15 protein-coding genes and 2 tRNA genes are annotated in these 18,751 nt (G+C 67.5%); 12 read left to right on the top strand and 5 right to left on the bottom strand.

Annotated features, from left to right (window positions below):
* The first annotated feature begins 54 nt into the window (after positions 1–54).
* On the top strand, positions 55–1,731 hold the full coding sequence (locus J2X01_RS20545; RefSeq protein ID WP_310061929.1) for an AMP-binding protein: 1,677 nt from the start codon (positions 55–57) through the stop codon (positions 1,729–1,731).
* Here J2X01_RS20545 and J2X01_RS20540 read toward each other — a convergent pair.
* The 3 genes from J2X01_RS20540 to J2X01_RS20530 all read right to left on the bottom strand — a co-directional run bounded on the left by J2X01_RS20540 (position 1,728) and on the right by J2X01_RS20530 (position 4,562).
* Positions 1,728–2,495, bottom strand: coding sequence for an ABC transporter permease (locus tag J2X01_RS20540; protein WP_310061927.1), 768 nt, complete (start codon positions 2,493–2,495; stop codon positions 1,728–1,730). The two genes, J2X01_RS20545 and J2X01_RS20540, sit on opposite strands and share 4 nt — an antisense overlap.
* Entirely contained in the window at positions 2,495–3,463 is a 969-nt protein-coding gene (locus J2X01_RS20535) for an ATP-binding cassette domain-containing protein (RefSeq protein WP_310061925.1), read from the bottom strand. The genes J2X01_RS20540 and J2X01_RS20535 overlap by 1 nt, the downstream gene beginning before the upstream one ends.
* A 118-nt stretch (positions 3,464–3,581) precedes the next feature.
* Positions 3,582–4,562, bottom strand: a complete 981-nt coding sequence (locus tag J2X01_RS20530; protein ID WP_310061922.1) for a DNA-3-methyladenine glycosylase family protein — start codon at positions 4,560–4,562, stop codon at positions 3,582–3,584.
* Positions 4,563–4,726: 164 nt separating this feature from the next.
* Between J2X01_RS20530 and J2X01_RS20525 the strand changes: the two genes are divergently transcribed.
* The 7 genes from J2X01_RS20525 (at position 4,727) to J2X01_RS20495 (ending at position 11,675) form a co-directional block, all read left to right on the top strand.
* Entirely contained in the window at positions 4,727–5,113 is a 387-nt protein-coding gene (locus tag J2X01_RS20525) for a VOC family protein (protein WP_310061919.1), read from the top strand.
* 56 nt (positions 5,114–5,169) lie between these two features.
* The gene (locus J2X01_RS20520) at positions 5,170–5,601 is read left to right on the top strand and encodes a VOC family protein (RefSeq protein ID WP_310061916.1); all 432 of its coding nucleotides are present in this window, start codon (positions 5,170–5,172) and stop codon (positions 5,599–5,601) included.
* Positions 5,602–5,673: 72 nt separating this feature from the next.
* On the top strand, positions 5,674–7,059 hold the full coding sequence (locus tag J2X01_RS20515; protein WP_310061913.1) for a cystathionine beta-synthase: 1,386 nt from the start codon (positions 5,674–5,676) through the stop codon (positions 7,057–7,059).
* 90 nt (positions 7,060–7,149) lie between these two features.
* A complete protein-coding gene (locus J2X01_RS20510; RefSeq protein ID WP_310061910.1) occupies positions 7,150–8,352 on the top strand; it encodes a cystathionine gamma-synthase in 1,203 nt (400 codons plus the stop codon).
* Between the two features lie 6 nt (positions 8,353–8,358).
* Positions 8,359–9,651 (top strand): glycosyltransferase 87 family protein, encoded by a 1,293-nt coding sequence (locus tag J2X01_RS20505; RefSeq protein WP_310061907.1) that lies wholly within the window; start codon positions 8,359–8,361, stop codon positions 9,649–9,651.
* Between the two features lie 144 nt (positions 9,652–9,795).
* Positions 9,796–10,323 (top strand): winged helix-turn-helix transcriptional regulator, encoded by a 528-nt coding sequence (locus J2X01_RS20500; RefSeq protein ID WP_310061904.1) that lies wholly within the window; start codon positions 9,796–9,798, stop codon positions 10,321–10,323.
* The gene (locus J2X01_RS20495; protein ID WP_310061902.1) at positions 10,320–11,675 is read left to right on the top strand and encodes an MFS transporter; all 1,356 of its coding nucleotides are present in this window, start codon (positions 10,320–10,322) and stop codon (positions 11,673–11,675) included. The genes J2X01_RS20500 and J2X01_RS20495 overlap by 4 nt, the downstream gene beginning before the upstream one ends.
* Here the strand turns inward: J2X01_RS20495 and J2X01_RS20490 are convergent.
* Positions 11,672–12,880, bottom strand: a complete 1,209-nt coding sequence (locus J2X01_RS20490) for an acyl-CoA dehydrogenase family protein (protein WP_310061898.1) — start codon at positions 12,878–12,880, stop codon at positions 11,672–11,674. The two genes, J2X01_RS20495 and J2X01_RS20490, sit on opposite strands and share 4 nt — an antisense overlap.
* 172 nt (positions 12,881–13,052) lie before the next feature.
* On the opposite strand from J2X01_RS20490, the gene J2X01_RS20485 reads away from it, so the two are divergent.
* The 4 genes from J2X01_RS20485 (at position 13,053) to J2X01_RS20470 (ending at position 16,663) form a co-directional block, all read left to right on the top strand.
* Positions 13,053–13,706, top strand: a complete 654-nt coding sequence (locus J2X01_RS20485) for an MOSC domain-containing protein (RefSeq protein ID WP_310061895.1) — start codon at positions 13,053–13,055, stop codon at positions 13,704–13,706.
* A gap of 394 nt (positions 13,707–14,100) precedes the next feature.
* Positions 14,101–16,224: a DEAD/DEAH box helicase gene (locus tag J2X01_RS20480; protein WP_310061892.1), complete on the top strand. Its 2,124-nt coding sequence runs from the start codon at positions 14,101–14,103 to the stop codon at positions 16,222–16,224.
* Positions 16,225–16,455: 231 nt separating this feature from the next.
* Positions 16,456–16,527, top strand: a tRNA-Thr gene (locus tag J2X01_RS20475).
* A gap of 62 nt (positions 16,528–16,589) precedes the next feature.
* Positions 16,590–16,663, top strand: a tRNA-Met gene (locus J2X01_RS20470).
* A gap of 1,025 nt (positions 16,664–17,688) precedes the next feature.
* Here the strand turns inward: J2X01_RS20470 and J2X01_RS20465 are convergent.
* Complete coding sequence (locus tag J2X01_RS20465; RefSeq protein WP_310061890.1) at positions 17,689–18,669, bottom strand: NAD(P)H-quinone oxidoreductase; 981 nt, start codon at positions 18,667–18,669, stop codon at positions 17,689–17,691.
* Positions 18,670–18,751 lie beyond the last annotated feature (82 nt).

Genomic DNA, 18,751 nt, shown 5'->3' with positions numbered 1-18,751 from the left:
GGACATCCAAGCTTTGGTCTTCTCTTGCCGGCCGAGTGTTGGTAGCGTCACACCATGCTTGCATACACAGCCGGGGACACTGACGTCCCGCTGCTCGAGGAAACCATCGGCGACAACTTCGAACGGATCGTGGCCAGGTTCCCGTACCAGGACGCCCTGATCGAGGCTGCAGCGGTGCCGGGCGAAGAGGCACGTCGCTGGAGCTACACCAAGCTGAACGACGACGTCGACCGGGTGGCCCGCGCGCTTCTGGCCCTGGGCGTGGCCAAGGGCGACCGGATCGGCATCTGGAGCCCGAACTGTGCCGAGTGGACCATTCTGCAGTACGCGACGGCCAAGGCCGGGGCGATCCTGGTCAACGTCAATCCCGCCTACCGCAGCCACGAACTGGAATTTGTGGTCAAGCAGAACGGCATGCGGATGCTCGTCGCGGCGCCGTCGGACGCCAACAGCGACTACACCGGCATGGCCCGGCAGGCGCTGGCCGAGTGCCCGGAGCTGCGCGAACTTGTGTTCCTCCCCGACGCCGGCCTGCCGGCCCTCACCGCCGGCGTCCCCGAATCGGAGGCGGAGCGGACGTTCGCGGAGCTGCTCAAGCGGGCCGACGACGTCGCCCATTCCGCGCTGCGGGCGCGGATGGCCGAACTGGACCCCCACGACGCGGTCAACCTGCAGTACACCTCCGGCACGACCGGCTTCCCCAAGGGGGCCACGCTCTCGCACCACAACATCCTGAACAACGGCCACTCGATCGGTGAGCTGCTGGAGTACACCGAGCACGACCGGGTGGTGCTGCCGGTGCCGTTCTACCACTGCTTCGGCATGGTGATCGGGAACCTGGCCGCCCTCAGCCACGGCTGCGCCACCATCATTCCTGGCCGGGGGTTCACGCCCGCCGCGGCGCTGGAGGCGGTGCAGGACTTCGGCGGGACGTCGGTGTACGGCGTGCCCACGATGTTCATCGCCGAATTGGCCCTGCCGGACTTCGCCTCCTATGACCTGTCCACGCTGCGCACCGGGGTGATGGCGGGCTCGCTGTGTCCGATCGAGGTGATGAACCGCGTCATCTCGGAGATGAACATGTCCGATGTGGCGATCTGCTATGGCATGACGGAGACCTCGCCGGTCTCCACGATGACCCGAAGCGTGGACACCATGGCGCAGCGCACCGAGACCGTCGGGCGGACCATGCCGCAACTGGAGAGCCAGGTGGTGGACCCGGTGACCGGGGCGGTACTGCAGCGCGGCGAAATCGGCGAACTGTGCACCCGCGGGTACTCCGTGATGAAGGGGTACTGGAACCAGCCGGACAAGACCGCGGAGGCGATCGACGCCGAGGGCTGGATGCACACCGGCGACCTGGCCCGGATGGATGAGGACGGCTACCTCGTGATCGAGGGCCGGATCAAGGACATGGTGATCCGCGGCGGGGAAAACGTCTACCCCCGCGAGATCGAGGAGTTCCTGTACACCCATCCGGACATCCAGGACGTGCAGGTGATCGGGGTTCCGGATGCCAGGTACGGCGAGGAACTGATGGCCTGCGTCATCCTGAAGCCCGGCGCCGCCCCGCTGGACGCCGCGGGCCTGGCCGAGTTCTGCCGGGGGAAGCTGGCGCACTACAAGATCCCGCGCTACGTGGACGTGCGCGCGAGCTTCCCGATGACCGTCTCCGGCAAGATCCGCAAGGTGGACATGCGGCAGGAGGCAGTAGCCCGGCTGGGCCTCTAATTCGAGCTCCGGTTGACCGCCCGGATGCCCACGAAGAGCCCGACGGCGGCGCTCACGCCGGCGGCGGCCAGCCCGGCCAGCGTGTCCACCCCGATGGCCCCGGCGAAGAGTTCGCGTTCGGCGTTGACAAGGTACGTCAGGGGATTGAACAGGCTCGCCACCTGCATCCAGTCCGGCCCGGCCTCGATGGGAAGCATAATGCCGGACAGGATCATCAGCGGGAACAGCAGGGTCTGCTGGACGGCCCAGAAAATCCACTCCTTGCTCTGGGAAACCAGGGCAAGTGAATAGGACAGCGCTCCGAGGCCGATGCCGAAGATCCCAAGGATAATCAGTCCGAACACCACATGCAGCGGGTAGAAGACGAAGCCGAAAGGCACACAGACTATCGCGATCAGGAGGCCCTGCACGACCAGCGGGGCCCACTCCTTGAGCGCCCGCCCGATCATCAGCGAGGAGCGGGACAACGGTGTGGCCAGGATCCGCTCGTAGGAACCCGTCATGAGTTCGTATTGCAGGTTGGAGCCGGTCATGGACGTGCCGAAGAGCGCGATCATGACCACGACGCCGGGCAGGAACCACTGCAGCGTCGACTGTCCCCCGAAGGCCGGGGAGCCCACGGCGGATCCGAGAAGGGGCCCGAACAGGGCGAGAAATATCAGCGGTTGAAGCAGGGAGAAGACCAGCGAAAAGGGGTCCCGCAGGGGAAGCAGCATCTCGCGCAGGAAGACGTGCCAGGTGTCCCTCAGGATCCGCCCGGGCATCAGACCTTGGCTCCTTCCCGCAGGCTGCGCCCGGTCAGTTCCAGGAACACGTCATCCAGGGTTGGCGGCTTCAGTTCCAGGGACAGCGCGGGTGCGCCGGCGTCGTGCATTTTCCTCAGAAGGTCCGGGGCCAGCCGGGAACCATGGGTGAGCCGCAACCGGAACCGGACCACGCCGTCGTCCTCTGATTCGTCGACATCGCCTTCCGTGGCGGTCCGCTCCAGCAGGCCGCGCACCGCGGCTGCCGAACCCGCTGCCACTTCCACGGCCAGCAGGTCGCCGGCCAGATCCGCCTTGAGCCGTGCGGGAGTGTCATCGGCGATGATTGTCCCGTGGTCGATCACGACCACGCGCTCGGACATGGCATCCGCCTCGTCCATATAATGCGTGGTCAGCACAATGGTGGTTCCGTGTTCGGCACGCAGGCGCATGATGTGCTCCCAGAGATTTGCCCTGTTTTGGGGATCCATGCCGGTGGACGGTTCGTCGAGGAACAGCAGCCGGGGTGAATGCATCAGCCCCAGGGCCACGTCCATCCGCCGCCGCTGGCCGCCGGAGAGCTTGATGACCGTCCGTTTCGCAAGCTCGGTGAGGTCCAGGGATTTGAGCAAGTCGTCAGCCCTGGCCAGCGCGTCCGCAGTGTTCATGCCGTAGAAGCGGCCCTGCATGACCATCTCGTCGATGACCCTGAAGCTATGGCCCCCGCCGGTGCCCTGCCCGATGTAGCCGATCCTGGCCCGCACCCCGGCAGGATCCGTTGCGACGTCCAGGCCGGCAACCGTGGCGGTGCCGGAGGTGGGTTTCAGCAGGGTTGTCAGCATCCGAAGGGTGGTGGATTTGCCCGCGCCGTTCGGGCCGAGGAATGCCAGGAGTTCGCCCGGGGCCACATCAAGGTCGATGCCTTTGACCGCCTCGATGGTTTCCTTCTTGACGAGGAAGTTCTTCGTGAGTTTCCGGGTGTGGATCACTGGTACTCCAGGAATGTGAGGCCCGGGCGCCCTGGCTGCCGGGCACCATTCCGCCACGCTATACCCAACCGGCAGGGTCGTCCACAGGCCGGGGACGGCCCGGTCCGCGAAGGATGCCCTAGTGGCCGCGGTGGTCCTGGATGGTCATCCGCGGGCCGAAGGTCGGTTTGCGGAAGCCGCTGAGGCCGATCATCCGGACCACGCGCTGCCGGTGCCCGGTCCACGGGGCCAGCAGCCGGAGCATCCCGGCGTCGTCGGTCCGGCGGCCGGTCAGCGCCGCGCCCACATACGCCGCAAGGTGGTAGTCGCCCACCGCAATCGAGTCCGGGCAGCCGTGGGTGCGCTGCACGACCTCCGCCGCGGTCCACGCTCCGATGCCGGGTATGGTCTGCAGCTTCGCGGCGGCTTCCGCGGCCGGGAGCACGGCCAGCCGTTCCAGCGCGACGGCGGAACGCAGCGCACGCATGACGGTGGCCGAACGCTGGGGCCCCACCCCGGCCTTGTGCCATTCCCAGGACGGGATGCGCAGCCACTGCTCGGCGGTGGGCTGGACCATCAGGTTGGCGGGCGCGACCGTGCCGGCACCGGGTGCCGGGGTTCCGAAGCGGTACATCAGGTAGCGGTAGCCGCGCCGGGCCTCGACCACAGTCACCTTCTGCTCCAGGATCGTGGGAACAAGGGAATCGATCAGCCGGCCGGTGGCGGGCAGCCGCACGGCCAGGTTCCGGCGCCGGGCCTCCACAACCATCCGGGGGAGCGTGGCGTGGAAAGCGGGCTCATCAAAGCCGGACCAGTCGTCGTCGCGGCCCAGCATCCGCGGCGCGGAACCGGCGGCCGCGGCTGCTCCCGGTCCCCAGGCCTGGACCTCGACGGCGTGCTCCCCCGGCGGACCGGCCGCAGCCAGGCGGAGCGTGGCCGGACCCGAGGGCGTTGTGAAGGCCAGCCAGAGGCCGTCCGGCGCCGGGCGGATGGACGGATCGCCGTTCCCCCGCTGGAGCGTGCCGATGGTCTGCAACAGGTCGAAGGGCCCTCCCGGGTGCCACCGCACTGAGGCGTCCGCGGCGGCGGCCAAGCCGGCGGGGACATCTGCAATGGTCATCCGACCATGATTCCACGAACGGCTGACAGTGGCCGTGCCGCCGGCATCCGCAGCACGGGCCGTTGGGCCCTTAGCCCCCGCCGCCGCCGGGGCTAGACTCCGGCTGTGGCGTGGACGCCAGCGCCTGCCCCTGGGCCCGAAACCCTGTTCCTTAGGAGAATGTGATGGCTGGTGGAGTAGTACATTTCGAGATTCCCGCGGACGACGAGAACCGGGCACGGGAGTTCTACAGTTCGGCGTTCGGCTGGGGCTTTGAGGTCATGCCGGAGATGAAGTACAGCCTGGCGATGACCACCCCGATGGATGACCAGGGCCGGCCCACGGTGCCCGGGTCCATCAACGGCGGCCTGTTCAAGCGGGAGGAGGGGATCTCGACGTCGGTGGTCACCGTGGACGTGGACGACATCGACGCGGCGCTGGAGAAGATCACGGCGCTGGGCGGATCGACCTACCGGGAAAAGATGGAAGTTCCGGGGATGGGCTGGAACGCCTACTTCAAGGACTCCGAGGGCAACATCGTAGGCCTGTGGCAGAACGCTGCACGGGACTAAAATCTCCCTGTGGCGTGGACCGCCCGCGCCATGGCTGCAGAGGACAGGTGACTCAAATGGCTGGACGCGTTGTGCACTTCGAGATCCCCGCCGATGACGAGGAACGGGCGCGGGAATTCTACAAATCGGCCTTTGGCTGGACCATCAACACCATGCCGGACATTGGCTACAGCATGGTGATGACCACGCCCACCGACGAAAGCGGCATGCCGGCGGAGGCAGGCTCGATCAACGGCGGAATGTTCGCCCGGGAAGGCGAACTGAGGTCCCCCGTCATCACCGTGGATGTGGAGGACATCGACGCGGTCCTGGAGAAGATCGGAGGCCTCGGGGGCAGCACCGTCCGGCCCAAGCAGGCCGTGATGGACATGGGCTTCGCGGCCTACTTCAGGGATCCGGAGGGCAACATCCTTGGCCTCTGGCAGAACGCGGCCCCGGCCGGGGATTCGGGCGGCGCGGCTGCCGGAGCGAACGACATCGGGGCCTAAGGCGGGGTGTGCGTGGCCCCCGCCCGGCGCCCGGGGCCACCGCTGGCGGGCGGAGACGGTAACTTTGTACCTATGAAGTACGCCCAGTCCGTTCTGGACCTCATCGGCCATACGCCGCTCGTCAAGCTCCACCACGTCACCAACGGCATCGGGGCCACAGTCCTGGTGAAGCTGGAATACCTGAACCCCGGCGGTTCCATCAAGGACCGCATCGCGGTGAAGATGATCGAGGAGGCCGAACGCACCGGCAAACTCCTGCCCGGCGGCACCATCGTGGAACCCACCTCCGGCAACACCGGCGTCGGACTGGCCCTCGTGGCCCAGCAGAAGGGCTACCGCTGCATCTTTGTGGTGCCGGACAAGGTCGGCGAGGACAAACGCGCCGTGCTGCAGGCCTACGGCGCCGAGGTCGTGGTGACCCCCACCGCCGTCCCCCCGGACAGCCCGCAGAGCTACTACGGCGTTTCGGACCGGCTCGTCACCGAGATCCCCGGCGCCTACAAGCCCGACCAGTTCTCCAACCCGGCCGCCCCCGCCAGCCACTACGAAACCACCGGCCCGGAAATCTGGCACGACACCGACGGCCGGATCACGCACTGCGTGATCGGCGCCGGCACCGGCGGCACGATCACCGGCACCGGCCGGTACCTCAAGGAAGTCTCCGCCGACCGCGCGGAGTCCGACGGCGGCAGGGTCAAGATCATCGGCGCCGACCCGGCAGGTTCGGTGTACTCCGGCGGCACCGGCCGGCCGTACTTCGTCGAGGGAGTCGGCGAGGACATGTGGCCGGCCAACTACGACAAGTCCGTCCCGGATGACGTCATCGCGGTCAGCGACGCCGATTCCTTCGAGATGACCCGCCGGCTCGCCCGCGAGGAAGGCCTGCTCGTGGGCGGGTCCTCCGGCATGGCCGTGGTCGCCGCCCTGCAGGTCGCCAAGGACCTGCCGGAGGACGCCGTCGTCGTCGTGATCCTGCCGGACTCCGGCCGCGGCTACCTGGCCAAGATCTTCAACGACCAATGGATGCGCTCCTACGGCTTCCTGGCCAGCGGCGACGAAGCCTCCGTGGGCGAGATCCTCAAGGCCAAGACCGGGGAACTGCCGGACCTCGTGCACATCCACCCCAACGAGAGCGTTCGCGATGTCATCAACATCATGAACGAGTACGGCGTCTCGCACATCCCGGTGCTGTCCCAGGAACCGCCCGTGGTGATGGGCGAGGTCCTCGGCGCCGTCGACGAACGCACCCTGACCGCGAAGCTCTTCCGCGGCGAGGCCAAACTCTCGGACAAGATTTCCGAACACATGGGGGAGCGGCTGCCGGTGATCGGCTCGCTCGAATCGATCTCGACCGCCCGCGAGCTGCTCTCCGACGCGGACACCCTGATGGTGACGTTCGTGGGTGCCCCGGTGGGGATCCTGACCCGCCACGACCTGCTCGCCTACCTGAGCAACTGACCGCAGCAACCAGCAACTGACCCCAGCAACCGACCCGGACACCGGAGCGCCCTCCCGGGGGCGCCCGGCGGCCGGCCGAAAGGAACGCACATGTCTTTGCCAGAAAGCTCTTCCGCACCGATCGCCGGCTTCAACACCCGCGCCGTGCATGCCGGCCAGGCGTTCGAGCCGCGCACCGGCGCCGTCGTGCCGCCCGTGCACTTCTCCTCCACCTATGCCCAGGAAGCGATCGGCGTGCTGCGGGCCGGCTACGAATACGGCCGCGGCACCAACCCCACGCGCGACTCGCTGCAGGAACAGCTCGCCGCGCTGGAAGGCGGAACCGCCGCGTTCTCCTTCAGCTCGGGCCTGGCCGCTGAGGACTCGATGATCCGCGCCCTCACCCGCCCGGGCGACCACATTGTGCTCGGCAATGACGCGTACGGCGGCACCTACCGGCTGATCAGCCGGGTGCTGGGGGAGTGGGGCATCGGCAACACCCCGGTGGACATGTCCAACCTTGACGCCGTCGCCACGGCCGTGGCAGCCAACAAGACCCGCCTCGTCTGGGTGGAGACGCCGTCGAACCCGATGATGAAGATCACCGACATCGCTGCCCTCGCCACGCTGGCGCACGACGCCGGTGCCCTCCTCGTGGTGGACAACACCTTCGCCTCGCCGTACCTGCAGAACCCGCTGGCGCTCGGCGCCGACATCGTGGTGCACTCCACCACCAAGTACATCGGCGGGCACTCCGACGTCGTTGGCGGCGCCATCATCGTCAACGATGCGGAGCTGGCCGAAAAGATCGGCTTCGTCCAGTTCGCCGTCGGTGCCGTCTCGGGCCCGATGGACGCCTTCCTCACCACCCGCGGGCTCAAGACCCTCGGCGTCCGGATGGACCGGCACAGCGACAACGCCCAGGCCGTGGCCGAGTGGCTGCTGCAGCGCCCCGAGGTCGAGGCCGTGCTTTACCCGGGACTGCCCACGCACCCCGGTCACGAGCTGGCGAAGAAGCAGATGAAGAAGTTCGGCGGGATGATCTCCGTGCAGTTCAAGGGCGGCGAGGCCGCGGCACGCAAGGTGGCCGAATCGACCTCGGTGTTCACCCTCGCGGAGTCCCTGGGCGGCATCGAATCCCTGATGAACTACCCCTCGGAGATGACGCACGCCTCGGTCAAGGGCACCGAACTGGCCGTCCCGGTCAACCTGATCCGGCTCTCGTGCGGCATCGAGGATGTTGAGGACCTCATCGCCGACCTCGAGCAGGCCTTCTCGCAGATCGCATCCGCGGCCGGCGGGTCAGGCAGCTAAGCACCCGTGACAACCACCACCAGGGCCAGGCCCTCCACCCCGCCCTCCACCACGCCCTCCACCCCGCGCGGCTGGCTCGCGACGGCGGCCGGCGCGCTCACCGTCGCCGTCGCCCTGGTGGTGCTGTACTCGTCCTACAAGCCGCTGCTGAACGATTTCGAGGTCTACTTCTACGGCGGCAGCCGGGTGCTGCTGACCGGCGAGACCGGCGTCAACGAGCTCTATGCGGCGCGGGACGGACTGCCGTTCACCTATCCGCCGTTCGCGGCGCTGCTGTTCGCGGCCATGGCGACGCTGGGCCGGGGCGGCGGCGGCCTCGTGTTCATCACCACGGCGCTGCTGGGCGCCGGCATCGTGTCCGCCTGGCTCGCACGGCACTACTTCCGCCTCGGCCGCTGGCGGGATGCCTTCGCCGACTGGCGGTTCCGGGCCGTGGCACTGGCCGGCACCGCGGCGATCCTGCTCCTGGGCCCCTGGCGGGACACGTTCGACTTCGGCCAGATCAACATCATCCTGATGGGCCTGATCCTGGCTGACTTCGCGCTCTACGGCAAAGCCCGGGCCGGGGAGATCCGCTGGCCGGCGGGACTGCTGATCGGGATCGCGGCCGGCATCAAGCTGACCCCGCTCGCCTTCGGACTGTACTTCCTGGTCCGCCGCGACTTCAAGGCCCTTGGCTGGATGGCGGCCGGCTTCTTCGGCTCGATCGTGCTGGCCTGGGCGATGCTGCCCGGCGCCTCGCTCACGTTCTGGACCAAGATCCTGCCGGACACCGGACGGATCGGCGGGCCCGCCTACGTGGACAACCTCTCGGTCAAGGGCCTGCTGCTGCACCTGGGCCTGCCGGATTCCGACCTGACCAGCATGGTGTGGCTGGTGTTTTCCCTGTCCCTGGCCGCACTGGCCGCGCTGGTGATCAGGTGGGCGGTGGACGCGGACGAGAACTTCGTCGCGGTCTCCGCCACCGCCGTGCTGATGCTCCTGGTCAGCCCGGTGTCCTGGTCCCACCACTGGGTGTGGATGGCCGTGGCGCTGCCGTGCATGGGCTTCGCGATCCACCGGGTGCCGTCCCGGAACGGACGGATGCGGCTCGCCGGCTGGATCATCGTCGCGTTCTCAGCCCTCGCCTTCTATCTGACGCCCAAGTACCTCTCGGTCATGGCCGGGGCGGCCGAGTGGGGCAAAGACCCGGAGACCCAGTGGCAGCTCATCGTGGCGAGCCTCGGCGTGCTCTGCGGCGTGGCCATGCTGGTGTACTGGGCGCTGGCCTACCGGCCCTCCCGCGCCGCGCTCCGCTAACGCGCAGCCTCCGCCGGTTCCCCGCCGCGCGCGTGCCGCGAGTGCGCATTTCACGGCAGTGTTTTCGCAAAACATTGCCGCGAACTGCCATCTCGACGAAAAAAACTCTGGCTTTCTTGAAGATAGTCAGCTAGTTTTGTCGGCATGGCACTTCGATCAGACTGGTCCCAGCGGAACTGCAGCATGGCCCGCGGCCTGGACATCCTCGGCGATCCGTGGGGCATGCTCGTGCTCCGCGAGGTCTTCTTCGGCAACGGCCGCTTCGACGCGATCAAGTCCCGGCTGGGGGCAGCCGATTCCATCCTCACCAAACGCCTCACGGCCCTCGTCGACGCCGGGCTGCTCAGCCGGCAGCCGTACGACGACGGCGGCCGAACCCGCCAGGAGTACGTCCTCACCGCCAAGGGGGAGGATGCCCTGCCGGTGCTGAACGCCGTCGTGCTCTGGGCCGAAAAGCACCTGCCGGCGCCGTCCGAGCAGGCCCACATGTACGTGATCCACACCGGCTGCGGCGAACGCACCACCTCCGCGGACAGCTGCACCGCCTGCGGGGAGCGGCTCACGGCCCACAACACCAGCTGGCACAGCCTCACGAGAACCCCGGATCCCGTGCCCCTTGCCGCCGCCCCCTCAGCCAGCACCGCCACCCACGCAAACGGAACCGCCGCATGAGCGCCCCCGAAACCACCCTGCTTCCCGCTCCCAGGCGGAGGAGGATCCACCCGGCCTGGACGGTCGCCGCCGTCGCGTTCCTGGCGCTCGTCGGCGCCGCGGGTTTCCGGGCCGCGCCGGGGGTGCTGATGGTGCCGCTGCAGAGCGAATTCGGCTGGTCCACCACCGTGCTCTCCGCCGCGGTCAGCATCAACCTGGTGCTCTTCGGCCTGACCGCCCCCTTCGCCGCGGCCCTGATGGAACGCTTCGGCATCCGCGCGGTCACCGCCGTGGCCCTCGTGCTGATCGGGGCCGGCAGCGCCCTTACCGTGCTGGTGAACGAGTCCTGGCAGATCCTGCTGACCTGGGGGCTGCTGATTGGGCTCGGGACCGGGTCCATGGCGCTGGTCTTCGCAGCGACCATCGCGAACACCTGGTTCGTGAAGAGCCGCGGGCTGGTGATCGGCATCCTCACCGCCGGCAGTGCCGCCGGGCAGCTGGTGTTCCTGCCGTTCATCGCCGCCCTGGCCCAGGATCCGGGCTGGCGGCAGGCATCGCTGCTGATCGCCGCCGGCGCCCTCGCGGTGGTGCCGCTGGTGCTGAAGTTCCTGAAGAACTCTCCGGCCGAAGCCGGCGTGCTGCCGTACGGTGCCGAGCCGGAACCGGAACCGGAGCCGGAGCCGGGATCCGGGACCGGCCCCGGACCCCAGCCCGGGCAGGTCGCCGCCGGCGTACCGCACCGGAATGCCGCCGTCCGGGCGCTGCAGGTGCTCAAGCGGGCCAGCAAGGTGCGCACTTTCTGGGCCCTCGTCGCCGGGTTCGCGATCTGCGGCGCCACCACCAACGGCCTGATCGGGACTCACTTCATTCCTTCCGCCCACGACCACGGCATGTCCCAGACGACGGCGGCCGGCCTGCTGGCCGTCGTCGGAATCTTCGACATCGTCGGGACCATCGCCTCCGGCTGGCTGACCGACCGTTTCAATCCCCGGATCCTGCTGGCGGTCTACTATCAGTTCCGCGGCATTGGCCTGCTGGTGCTGCCGTTGCTGCTCAGCGCCACCGTCCAGCCCAGCATGATCGTGTTTGTCGTGATCTACGGGCTGGACTGGGTTGCGACCGTGCCGCCCACCGCCGCCATCTGCCGCCAGGTCTTCGGCGCGGACGGCAGCGTCGTGTTCGGCTGGGTCTTCGCGGCCCACCAGCTCGGCGCGGCGGCGGCGGCACTGGCCGCCGGCGCCATCCGGGACGCCACCGGCCAGTACACCTACGCCTGGTTCGGCGCGGCCGCGATGTGCACCGTCGCCGCCGTGATCAGCGCGACCATCCGCAAGGACGCCGGCGCGAAGGAACCCGTGCCCGTTCCGGCCTAGCGGAAGGCGGCCAGCCCGGTGATGTGCTGGCCCAGGATCAGGGTGTGGACCTCGTCGGTGCCCTCGTAGGTGCGCACCGACTCGAGGTTGGCGGCGTGCCGCAGCGGCGAGTAGTCCAGCGTGATCCCGTTCCCGCCCAGGATGGTCCGGGCCTCCCGCGCGATCGTGATGGCTTCACGCACGTTGTTGAGCTTGCCCAGCGAGATCTGCTCGGGCCGCAGCTTCCCCGCGTCCTTGAGCCGGCCCAGCTGGAGCGCCAGCAGGGTGCCTTTCTGGATCTCCAGCAGCATGTTCACAAGCTTTTCCTGGGTCAGCTGGTACCCGGCGAGCGGCCGGCCGAACTGCAGCCGTTCCTGGGCATACTTCAGCGCGGCCTGGTAGGAGTCCCGGGCCGCGCCCATCGCACCCCACGCGATCCCGTACCGCGCCTCGTTGAGGCAGCTGAACGGGCCGCGCAGGCCGCGCGCTGCCGGGAGCAGGGCCTCCGGGCCGAGCCGGACGCCGTCGAACGTGACATCGCACTGGATCGAGGCGCGCATCGAGAGCTTCTGTCCGATCGGCGTCGCGGTGACCCCGGCGGTGCCGGCGGGGACCAGGAAACCATGGACACCGTCGTCGGTCATCGCCCACACCACCAGCACGTCCGCCACCGAGGCGAGCCCGATCCAGCGTTTGGCGCCGTCCAGGATCCAGCCGGCGTCGTCCCCGGTGCCGTCACGGCGGGCGAAGGTCTTCATCGAGCCGGGATCGGAGCCGGCGGTGGGCTCGGTCAGCGCGAAACAGCCGATCAGTTCGCCGGCGGCCATCCGGGGGAGCCACTGAAGTTTCTGCTCCTCTGAGCCCCACTTGTGGATGGCCGTCATGGCCAGCGAGCCCTGTACGGAGACGAAGGTGCGGATGCCGGAATCGCCGGCCTCGAGCTCCAGCGCCGCCAGGCCGTATTCGACGGCGGAGCGGCCCGGGCAGCCGTAGCCCTTCAGGTGCATGCCGAGGACCCCGAGTTCGCCCAGTTCCGGGGCCAGCTCGAGCGGGAAGACCCCGTCCTCGTACCAGCCCGCAATGCCCGGACGGATCCGCTGCTCGGTGAAGTCGCGGACCCGTTCCCGGACGGCCAGCTCGTCGGCGCTCAGCAGCGAATCGATCGCCAGGACGTCGGACACGTCTGTTCCTTCAGATCCAGGGGGAAAACCAGCCTCATTGCTCATTCCAGCATCCTACGGTCTCGGCGCAGCCGCCGGCCCGCCCTTCCCGCCCAGTTACTTCCGGGCACCGGCCCGGATCCTGGCCAACACGCCGGTGTCGCAGGGTGTTCGCGTGGTGGACCGGAAAGTAACTGGGCAGGAGCGTCGCGCGGAGGCCCGGGCCTACACTGGTGCCATGGACATCGCTACTGTTCTCGCCGTATGCCGCGTACACCAGCTGCTCGACGATCCCGGAAGTGTCGGCGTGACAGCGATCGACAAACGGCCCGTGGCCGGACCGGTCAGGGTGCACACGCTCGGACTGCACGGCGACATCCAGGCCAGCCGCGTCCACCACGGCGGCGAAGACCAGGCGCTCTACGCCTACTCCCAGGACGACGCCGACTACTGGGCCGCCGAGCTCGGCCGTGAACTGCCGCCCGGGATCTTCGGTGAAAACCTGCGCGTCGCCGGCATCAGCGCCACCGATGCCCTGATCGGCGAACGCTGGAAGATCGGACTCGACGTCGAAGTCGAGGTGACCTCGCCGCGCACCCCCTGCGCCACCTTCCAGCGGCGGATGCATGAGCCGCACTGGGTGAAACGGTTCGGTGACGCGGGGCGGGTGGGGACCTACCTGCGGGTGGTGCGGGTCGGCAGCATCCAGGCCGGGGACCACATCCACCGGATCTTCCTCCCCACCCATGGAGTCACTGTCGGCAAGTGGTTCAGCGACCCCACACTCGCGGACATGGAGGCCCTGCAGGACGCGGACGCCGACGGCGAAATCCGGCTCCAGCCGGAGTACCGCGGGGAGTTCGAGAAGCTGCAGCGCGGCCTCGGGGTGTAGCGGAACCGGGGCCCGTGTGCGCAAGCTCACCGCCGTCGCGGGCCCGTCGGGTTACCCAAGCGCGGATCCATGCCCTACACTTGAACTATCCCCCACTCCGGAAATCCCTTATTTCCTGCCCAATTCTTGAGGCAAGACTGGTAAGTGTTGGGGCCCGCGCAATTGAGATGCGGGCATTTTCATAGGGAGAGCCGGCTAAAGAAAACGCTGTACAGACTGCTGGGATAGCAGCCAAGAGTTGCAGCGGGAAGTCCTGCCACGGGATTGCGAAAGCGCCGGGCTTCTATGTGACCGGCCGGTCAAAGTATGCCCGGCGATTTTGCGTCACGCGTACTGCGGCTCCGCTCACCTCGGGTTGTGCCGCTTGGCCCCTATGGATGAGGATATTTCACCTATGCCCGAAAATCAGAACAACTCCGTCGAAACCGAAACCCTTCAGAACGACGTCGAGATTTCTGAAACGGCTGCCCCCGCAGCCGGCTCCGCCCCGGTCTTCACCGAGGCTCCTGCCCCCGTGGAGGTTCCGGCCGCTGCCGAGACCGCACCCCAGGCTGACGCCCACGTCGCCGAGGCTGCCCCCGCCGAGACCAAGGCCGCCCCGGCCAAGGACGAGGACGACGAGGAGGGCGTCAAGTTCGTTGACCTCGGCATCGACGGCCGCGTCCTGGCCGCCCTGCAGGACGTCGGCTACGAGAAGCCGTCCCCGATCCAGGCAGCAACCATTCCGCTGCTGCTCGAAGGCCGCGACGTCGTGGGCCTGGCCCAGACCGGCACCGGTAAGACTGCAGCATTCGCAGTACCGGCGCTGTCCCGCCTGGCCGAGCTCCACGACCTCAACGGCCCGTCACGCAAGACCCAGGCCCTGGTGCTGGCTCCGACCCGTGAGCTCGCGCTCCAGGTCGCCGAGGCCTTCACCTCCTACGCCAAGCACATCGATGACTTCACCGTCCTGCCGGTGTACGGCGGCTCCGCCTACGGCCCCCAGCTCGCCGGCCTGCGCCGCGGCGCCCAGGTGGTTGTCGGTACCCCCGGCCGCGTGATCGACCACATCGCCAAGGGCTCCCTCGACCTGTCCGAGCTCCAGTACCTGGTGCTGGACGAGGCCGACGAGATGCTCCGCATGGGCTTCGCCGAGGACGTCGAGCAGATCTTCCAGCAGACCCCCGAAGGCCGCCAGGTTGCACTGTTCTCCGCCACCATGCCCAGCCAGATCCGCCGGCTGTCCAAGCAGTACCTGAACAACCCGGCCGAGGTCCAGGTCAAGTCCAAGACCACAACCGGTGCCAACACCCGCCAGCGCTACCTGCAGGTCATGGGCCCGCACAAGCTCGACGCGCTGACCCGCATCCTCGAGGTCGAAGAGTTCGAGGGCGTCATTGCCTTCGTGCGGACCAAGATGGCTACCGAGGACCTGGCCGACAAGCTGCGTTCACGGGGCTTCCAGGCTGCCGCCATCAACGGCGACATCCCGCAGCAGCAGCGCGAGCGTACGGTCGAGGCCCTGCGCGACGGCAAGATCGACATCCTCGTCGCCACCGACGTTGCGGCCCGCGGGCTCGACGTCGAGCGTGTCAGCCACGTGGTCAACTACGACATCCCGCACGACACCGAGTCCTACGTGCACCGCATTGGCCGCACCGGCCGTGCAGGCCGTTCCGGTGACGCGATCCTCTTCATGACGCCGCGGGAGAAGTACCTGCTGCGCTCCATTGAAAAGGCGACCCGCCAGCCGGTCGAGCAGATGCACCTGCCGACCGCTGAAACGGTCAACACGCTGCGCCTGGGCAAGTTCGCCGAGCGCATCACCGAGACCCTCGAGTCCGAGGATGTTGCGGCGTTCCGCGACCTCATCTCCTCCTACGAGGAAGAGCACAACGTGCCGGCCTCGGAGATCGCCGCTGCGCTGGCCGTTATGGCCCAGGGCGGCCAGCCGCTCCTGGTCAAGGAACTGCCCGCCGCTCCTGAATTCCAGAAGCGCGAGCGCGCCAAGGACGGCTTCGGCTCACGCGGCCCGACCCGCACCCTGACCGAAGGCAATGCCACCTACCGGATCGCCGTCGGACGCCGTCAGCGCGTTATGCCGGGCTCCATCGTTGGCGCCATTGCCAACGAAGGCGGCATCTCCTCGGCCCAGATCGGCGGCATCGACATCCGTGCGGACCACTCCCTCGTGGAGCTCCCGGCGGACCTGAGCGCCGACCAGTTGAAGGCACTGTCCCGCACCCGGATCGGCGGCGAGCTGATCCACCTCGAGCTGGACAACGGCCGCAAGCCCTCCGGCGAACGTAGCAGCTACCAGGGCGGCAGCCGCGGCGGATTCTCCGGCGGCGGCGACCGTGGCGGCAACTTCAAGGGCAACGGCGGCTTCAAGCGCGAATTCCGCAAGAACGACGGCGAGCGGTCCTCCGCTGACCGTGGCGGACGCTCCTTCAGCGACCGCAACGAGCGTGGCGTCGGCACCGACGCGGCCCGCAAGCCGCGCACCGAAGGCGGCTTCAAGCCCCGCAACAAGTGGTAACCATCAGCTGCTAGGCACTGATTCACCCTGAGAACGGGCCGGCCTTCCAGCCGGCCCGTTCTTCGTTAAGTTCCCTTGGTCACATCCGGGCGCCCTGCGGTGCCGCAGGACGGCCTGCAGCACCCTGTTGGGCCCCTGGACCCCCGGATTTCCGCCAATTTTGACGCATAGACGGCCGTTCCGGCGCCGATTTGTTGGCAGCGGGATCTTCCGGTAAAGTATTTACTCGTTGCCCCCCTAGCTCAGTGGTAGAGCGCGTTCTTGGTAAGAACGAGGTCACCGGATCGATTCCGGTGGGGGGCTCTGAATGAGGGCCTGTGTCAAGGCGGTTTTTGACCGGCTTAGCGCAGGTTTTCCTCATTTATGGCGGCGTAGCTCAGTTGGTTAGAGCGCACGACTCATAATCGTGAGGTCGGGAGATCGAGCCTCCCCGCCGCTACAGATAAGACCCCCGGAATCCGCAAGATTCCGGGGGTCTTTCTGTTCAAACGTATGAGTCCTTTTCCGAGGGTCGTCTCTTTGGCAATGCTTCCCCGCCCGGCGGCGGAGGACGGTGCTGCGAGGCCTTGCGCGCCCCTGCGTCGCCGGCTGTAGCGTGGGCGCGGCTTGCGGACGGAGGGCCTTCAGGTGGCCCACGAAGGGGGGGGCTCGCATTTGCCGCAACGGGATTCACTACCCGCGCCGGCCAAAATCCTTCCCGGAACATTCGTATGACAATCGAAAGGTCACCGGATCGTCGCCGGGCGGAGTCACCAGCTATAACCCGACTGTTCCTCGCGCAGTTTAGGTCGGTTGGTTACCCGTCGGGGCCTGGAAACCTCGTCGGCGGGCAAGGAGGGTTCAGACGGTCCACGATGGCGGTGCCCGGTCGCTACCGAGCGACTCGTGGTTCGACCTTCGCTGGAGCGTCGCCGCGTTGCTGCGGGGATCCCTGCTCTTGCCCGTCCTGGGTTTAGCGATTTCTCAAGTCCGGCGTTCGGAATGTCATTCTCTACGAGATCCGATTGCCCACTCGATCCGCCCTCGACTACAAGGATGTCGCCTTCCCGCAGTGACGAGGCCTTTACTTCGACGTGTGAGAACCACATTTAACTATCGTCGCTGTATGCGAGTTGCCCGACTTGAAGTTTGCCGCTTTGAGGAAGGGCAGGAAAGTGTCGGTTCGACTTCCTGCTCCCGCTGCAGCATCTTTCCGAAGAGCATGTCATAGCGGGTTTGACCGCGCCAAGCCTCCAGTGCGCAGGTATCTCGCCGAGCCAGGGGATGCCGGGGGTTTACTAGTGGCGGTGGGATCTAGGCCTTTTGTGACTGCGCGGGTGATGCAAGGTCGAGCTGGGAAGTTGCGGGCGGGCACATGGGGCACCGTGCATTCACGAGCACGCGTGCATACGGTGCCCCATAGGATCCCGCCGGATCGGGCGTCTAGAACAAGTGGTCTCGGGGCGCGGGCCGCGGGACATGGCTTTAATCGGTGTGGCGGCAGTCCAGTACGATCTTGCCGACGTGGCCCTTGGTATCGAAGTAGGCATGCGCTGCGGCCACGTCGGAGAGCGGGTAGACCCGCTCGGTGACCGTCCTGATGTCGCCGGCTTCCAGAAGCGGCACGACGAGGCGGGCCACCTCTGCCATGATCTGGGTCTTCTGCTCCGGTGAGCGGTCGCGCAGGAGGGTCCCTGAGACGGAGGCTTTTTTCTTCATGAGGGCTGCGAAATTCAGGTTCCCCTCGGTCCCGCCTTGCATGCCGATGGTCACGATCCGCCCGAAGGGAGCCAGGGCATCGACGTTGCGTCCCAGGTACGGTCCTCCGACGGTATCGAGGATGATGTCCGCCCCGCCCTCAGCGATCATCCTTGCGGCGAAGTCCTCCTCCACGTAGTTAATCAGGACATCCGCACCGAGGTCACGCGCGGCCTCGAGCTTCTCGCTGGTGGATGCGGTGACTGCCACCCGTCCTCCAAGGGCCTTGATGAGCTGGATGCCGAAGACTCCGATGCCGCCGGTGGCTCCGTGGATCAGAACGGTCTCGCCGGGCGCGAATCGGCCCGTGCCCCACACATTGGAGATGACCGTCGCTGCCACTTCCGGGATCCCTGCGGCCTCGAGCAGATCGGTTCCCTCCGGGACGGGCAGGACGTGACCGGCATGGACGGCGACGTATTCCGCATATCCGCCCGATGCCAGTAATGCCATGACTTGGTCGCCCGGCGCGAAGCTGCTGACACCGGGGCCCACTTCTGCGATGGTTCCGGAGACCTCCATTCCAAAGATGTCCGAGGCGCCGGGCGGCAGGTTGTAGCGCCCCCTGCGCTGGAGTGAGTCGGCCCGGTTCAGCCCGGCTCCCGCCACCCGGATGAGGACCTCTCCGGCCTGTGGCTCGGGACGTGGGAGTTCTTCAACTATGAGGGTTTCGGGACCGCCGGGGGTTGTGGAGCGTACTGCTTTCATTGTTCGTATCCTTGGTGTTCGCAGAGGCTGAGGTAGTCCTCGCGGACGGGCGCGAAGACATCGATGTTCAGCGCTTTCTCCT

Source organism: Arthrobacter ginsengisoli, from assembly GCF_031456935.1.
In the GTDB taxonomy this organism is placed as follows: Bacteria; Actinomycetota; Actinomycetes; order Actinomycetales; family Micrococcaceae; genus Arthrobacter; species Arthrobacter ginsengisoli.
The sequence above is the reverse complement of the archived record's forward strand: the minus strand, read 5'-3'. Positions and strand labels throughout refer to the sequence as shown.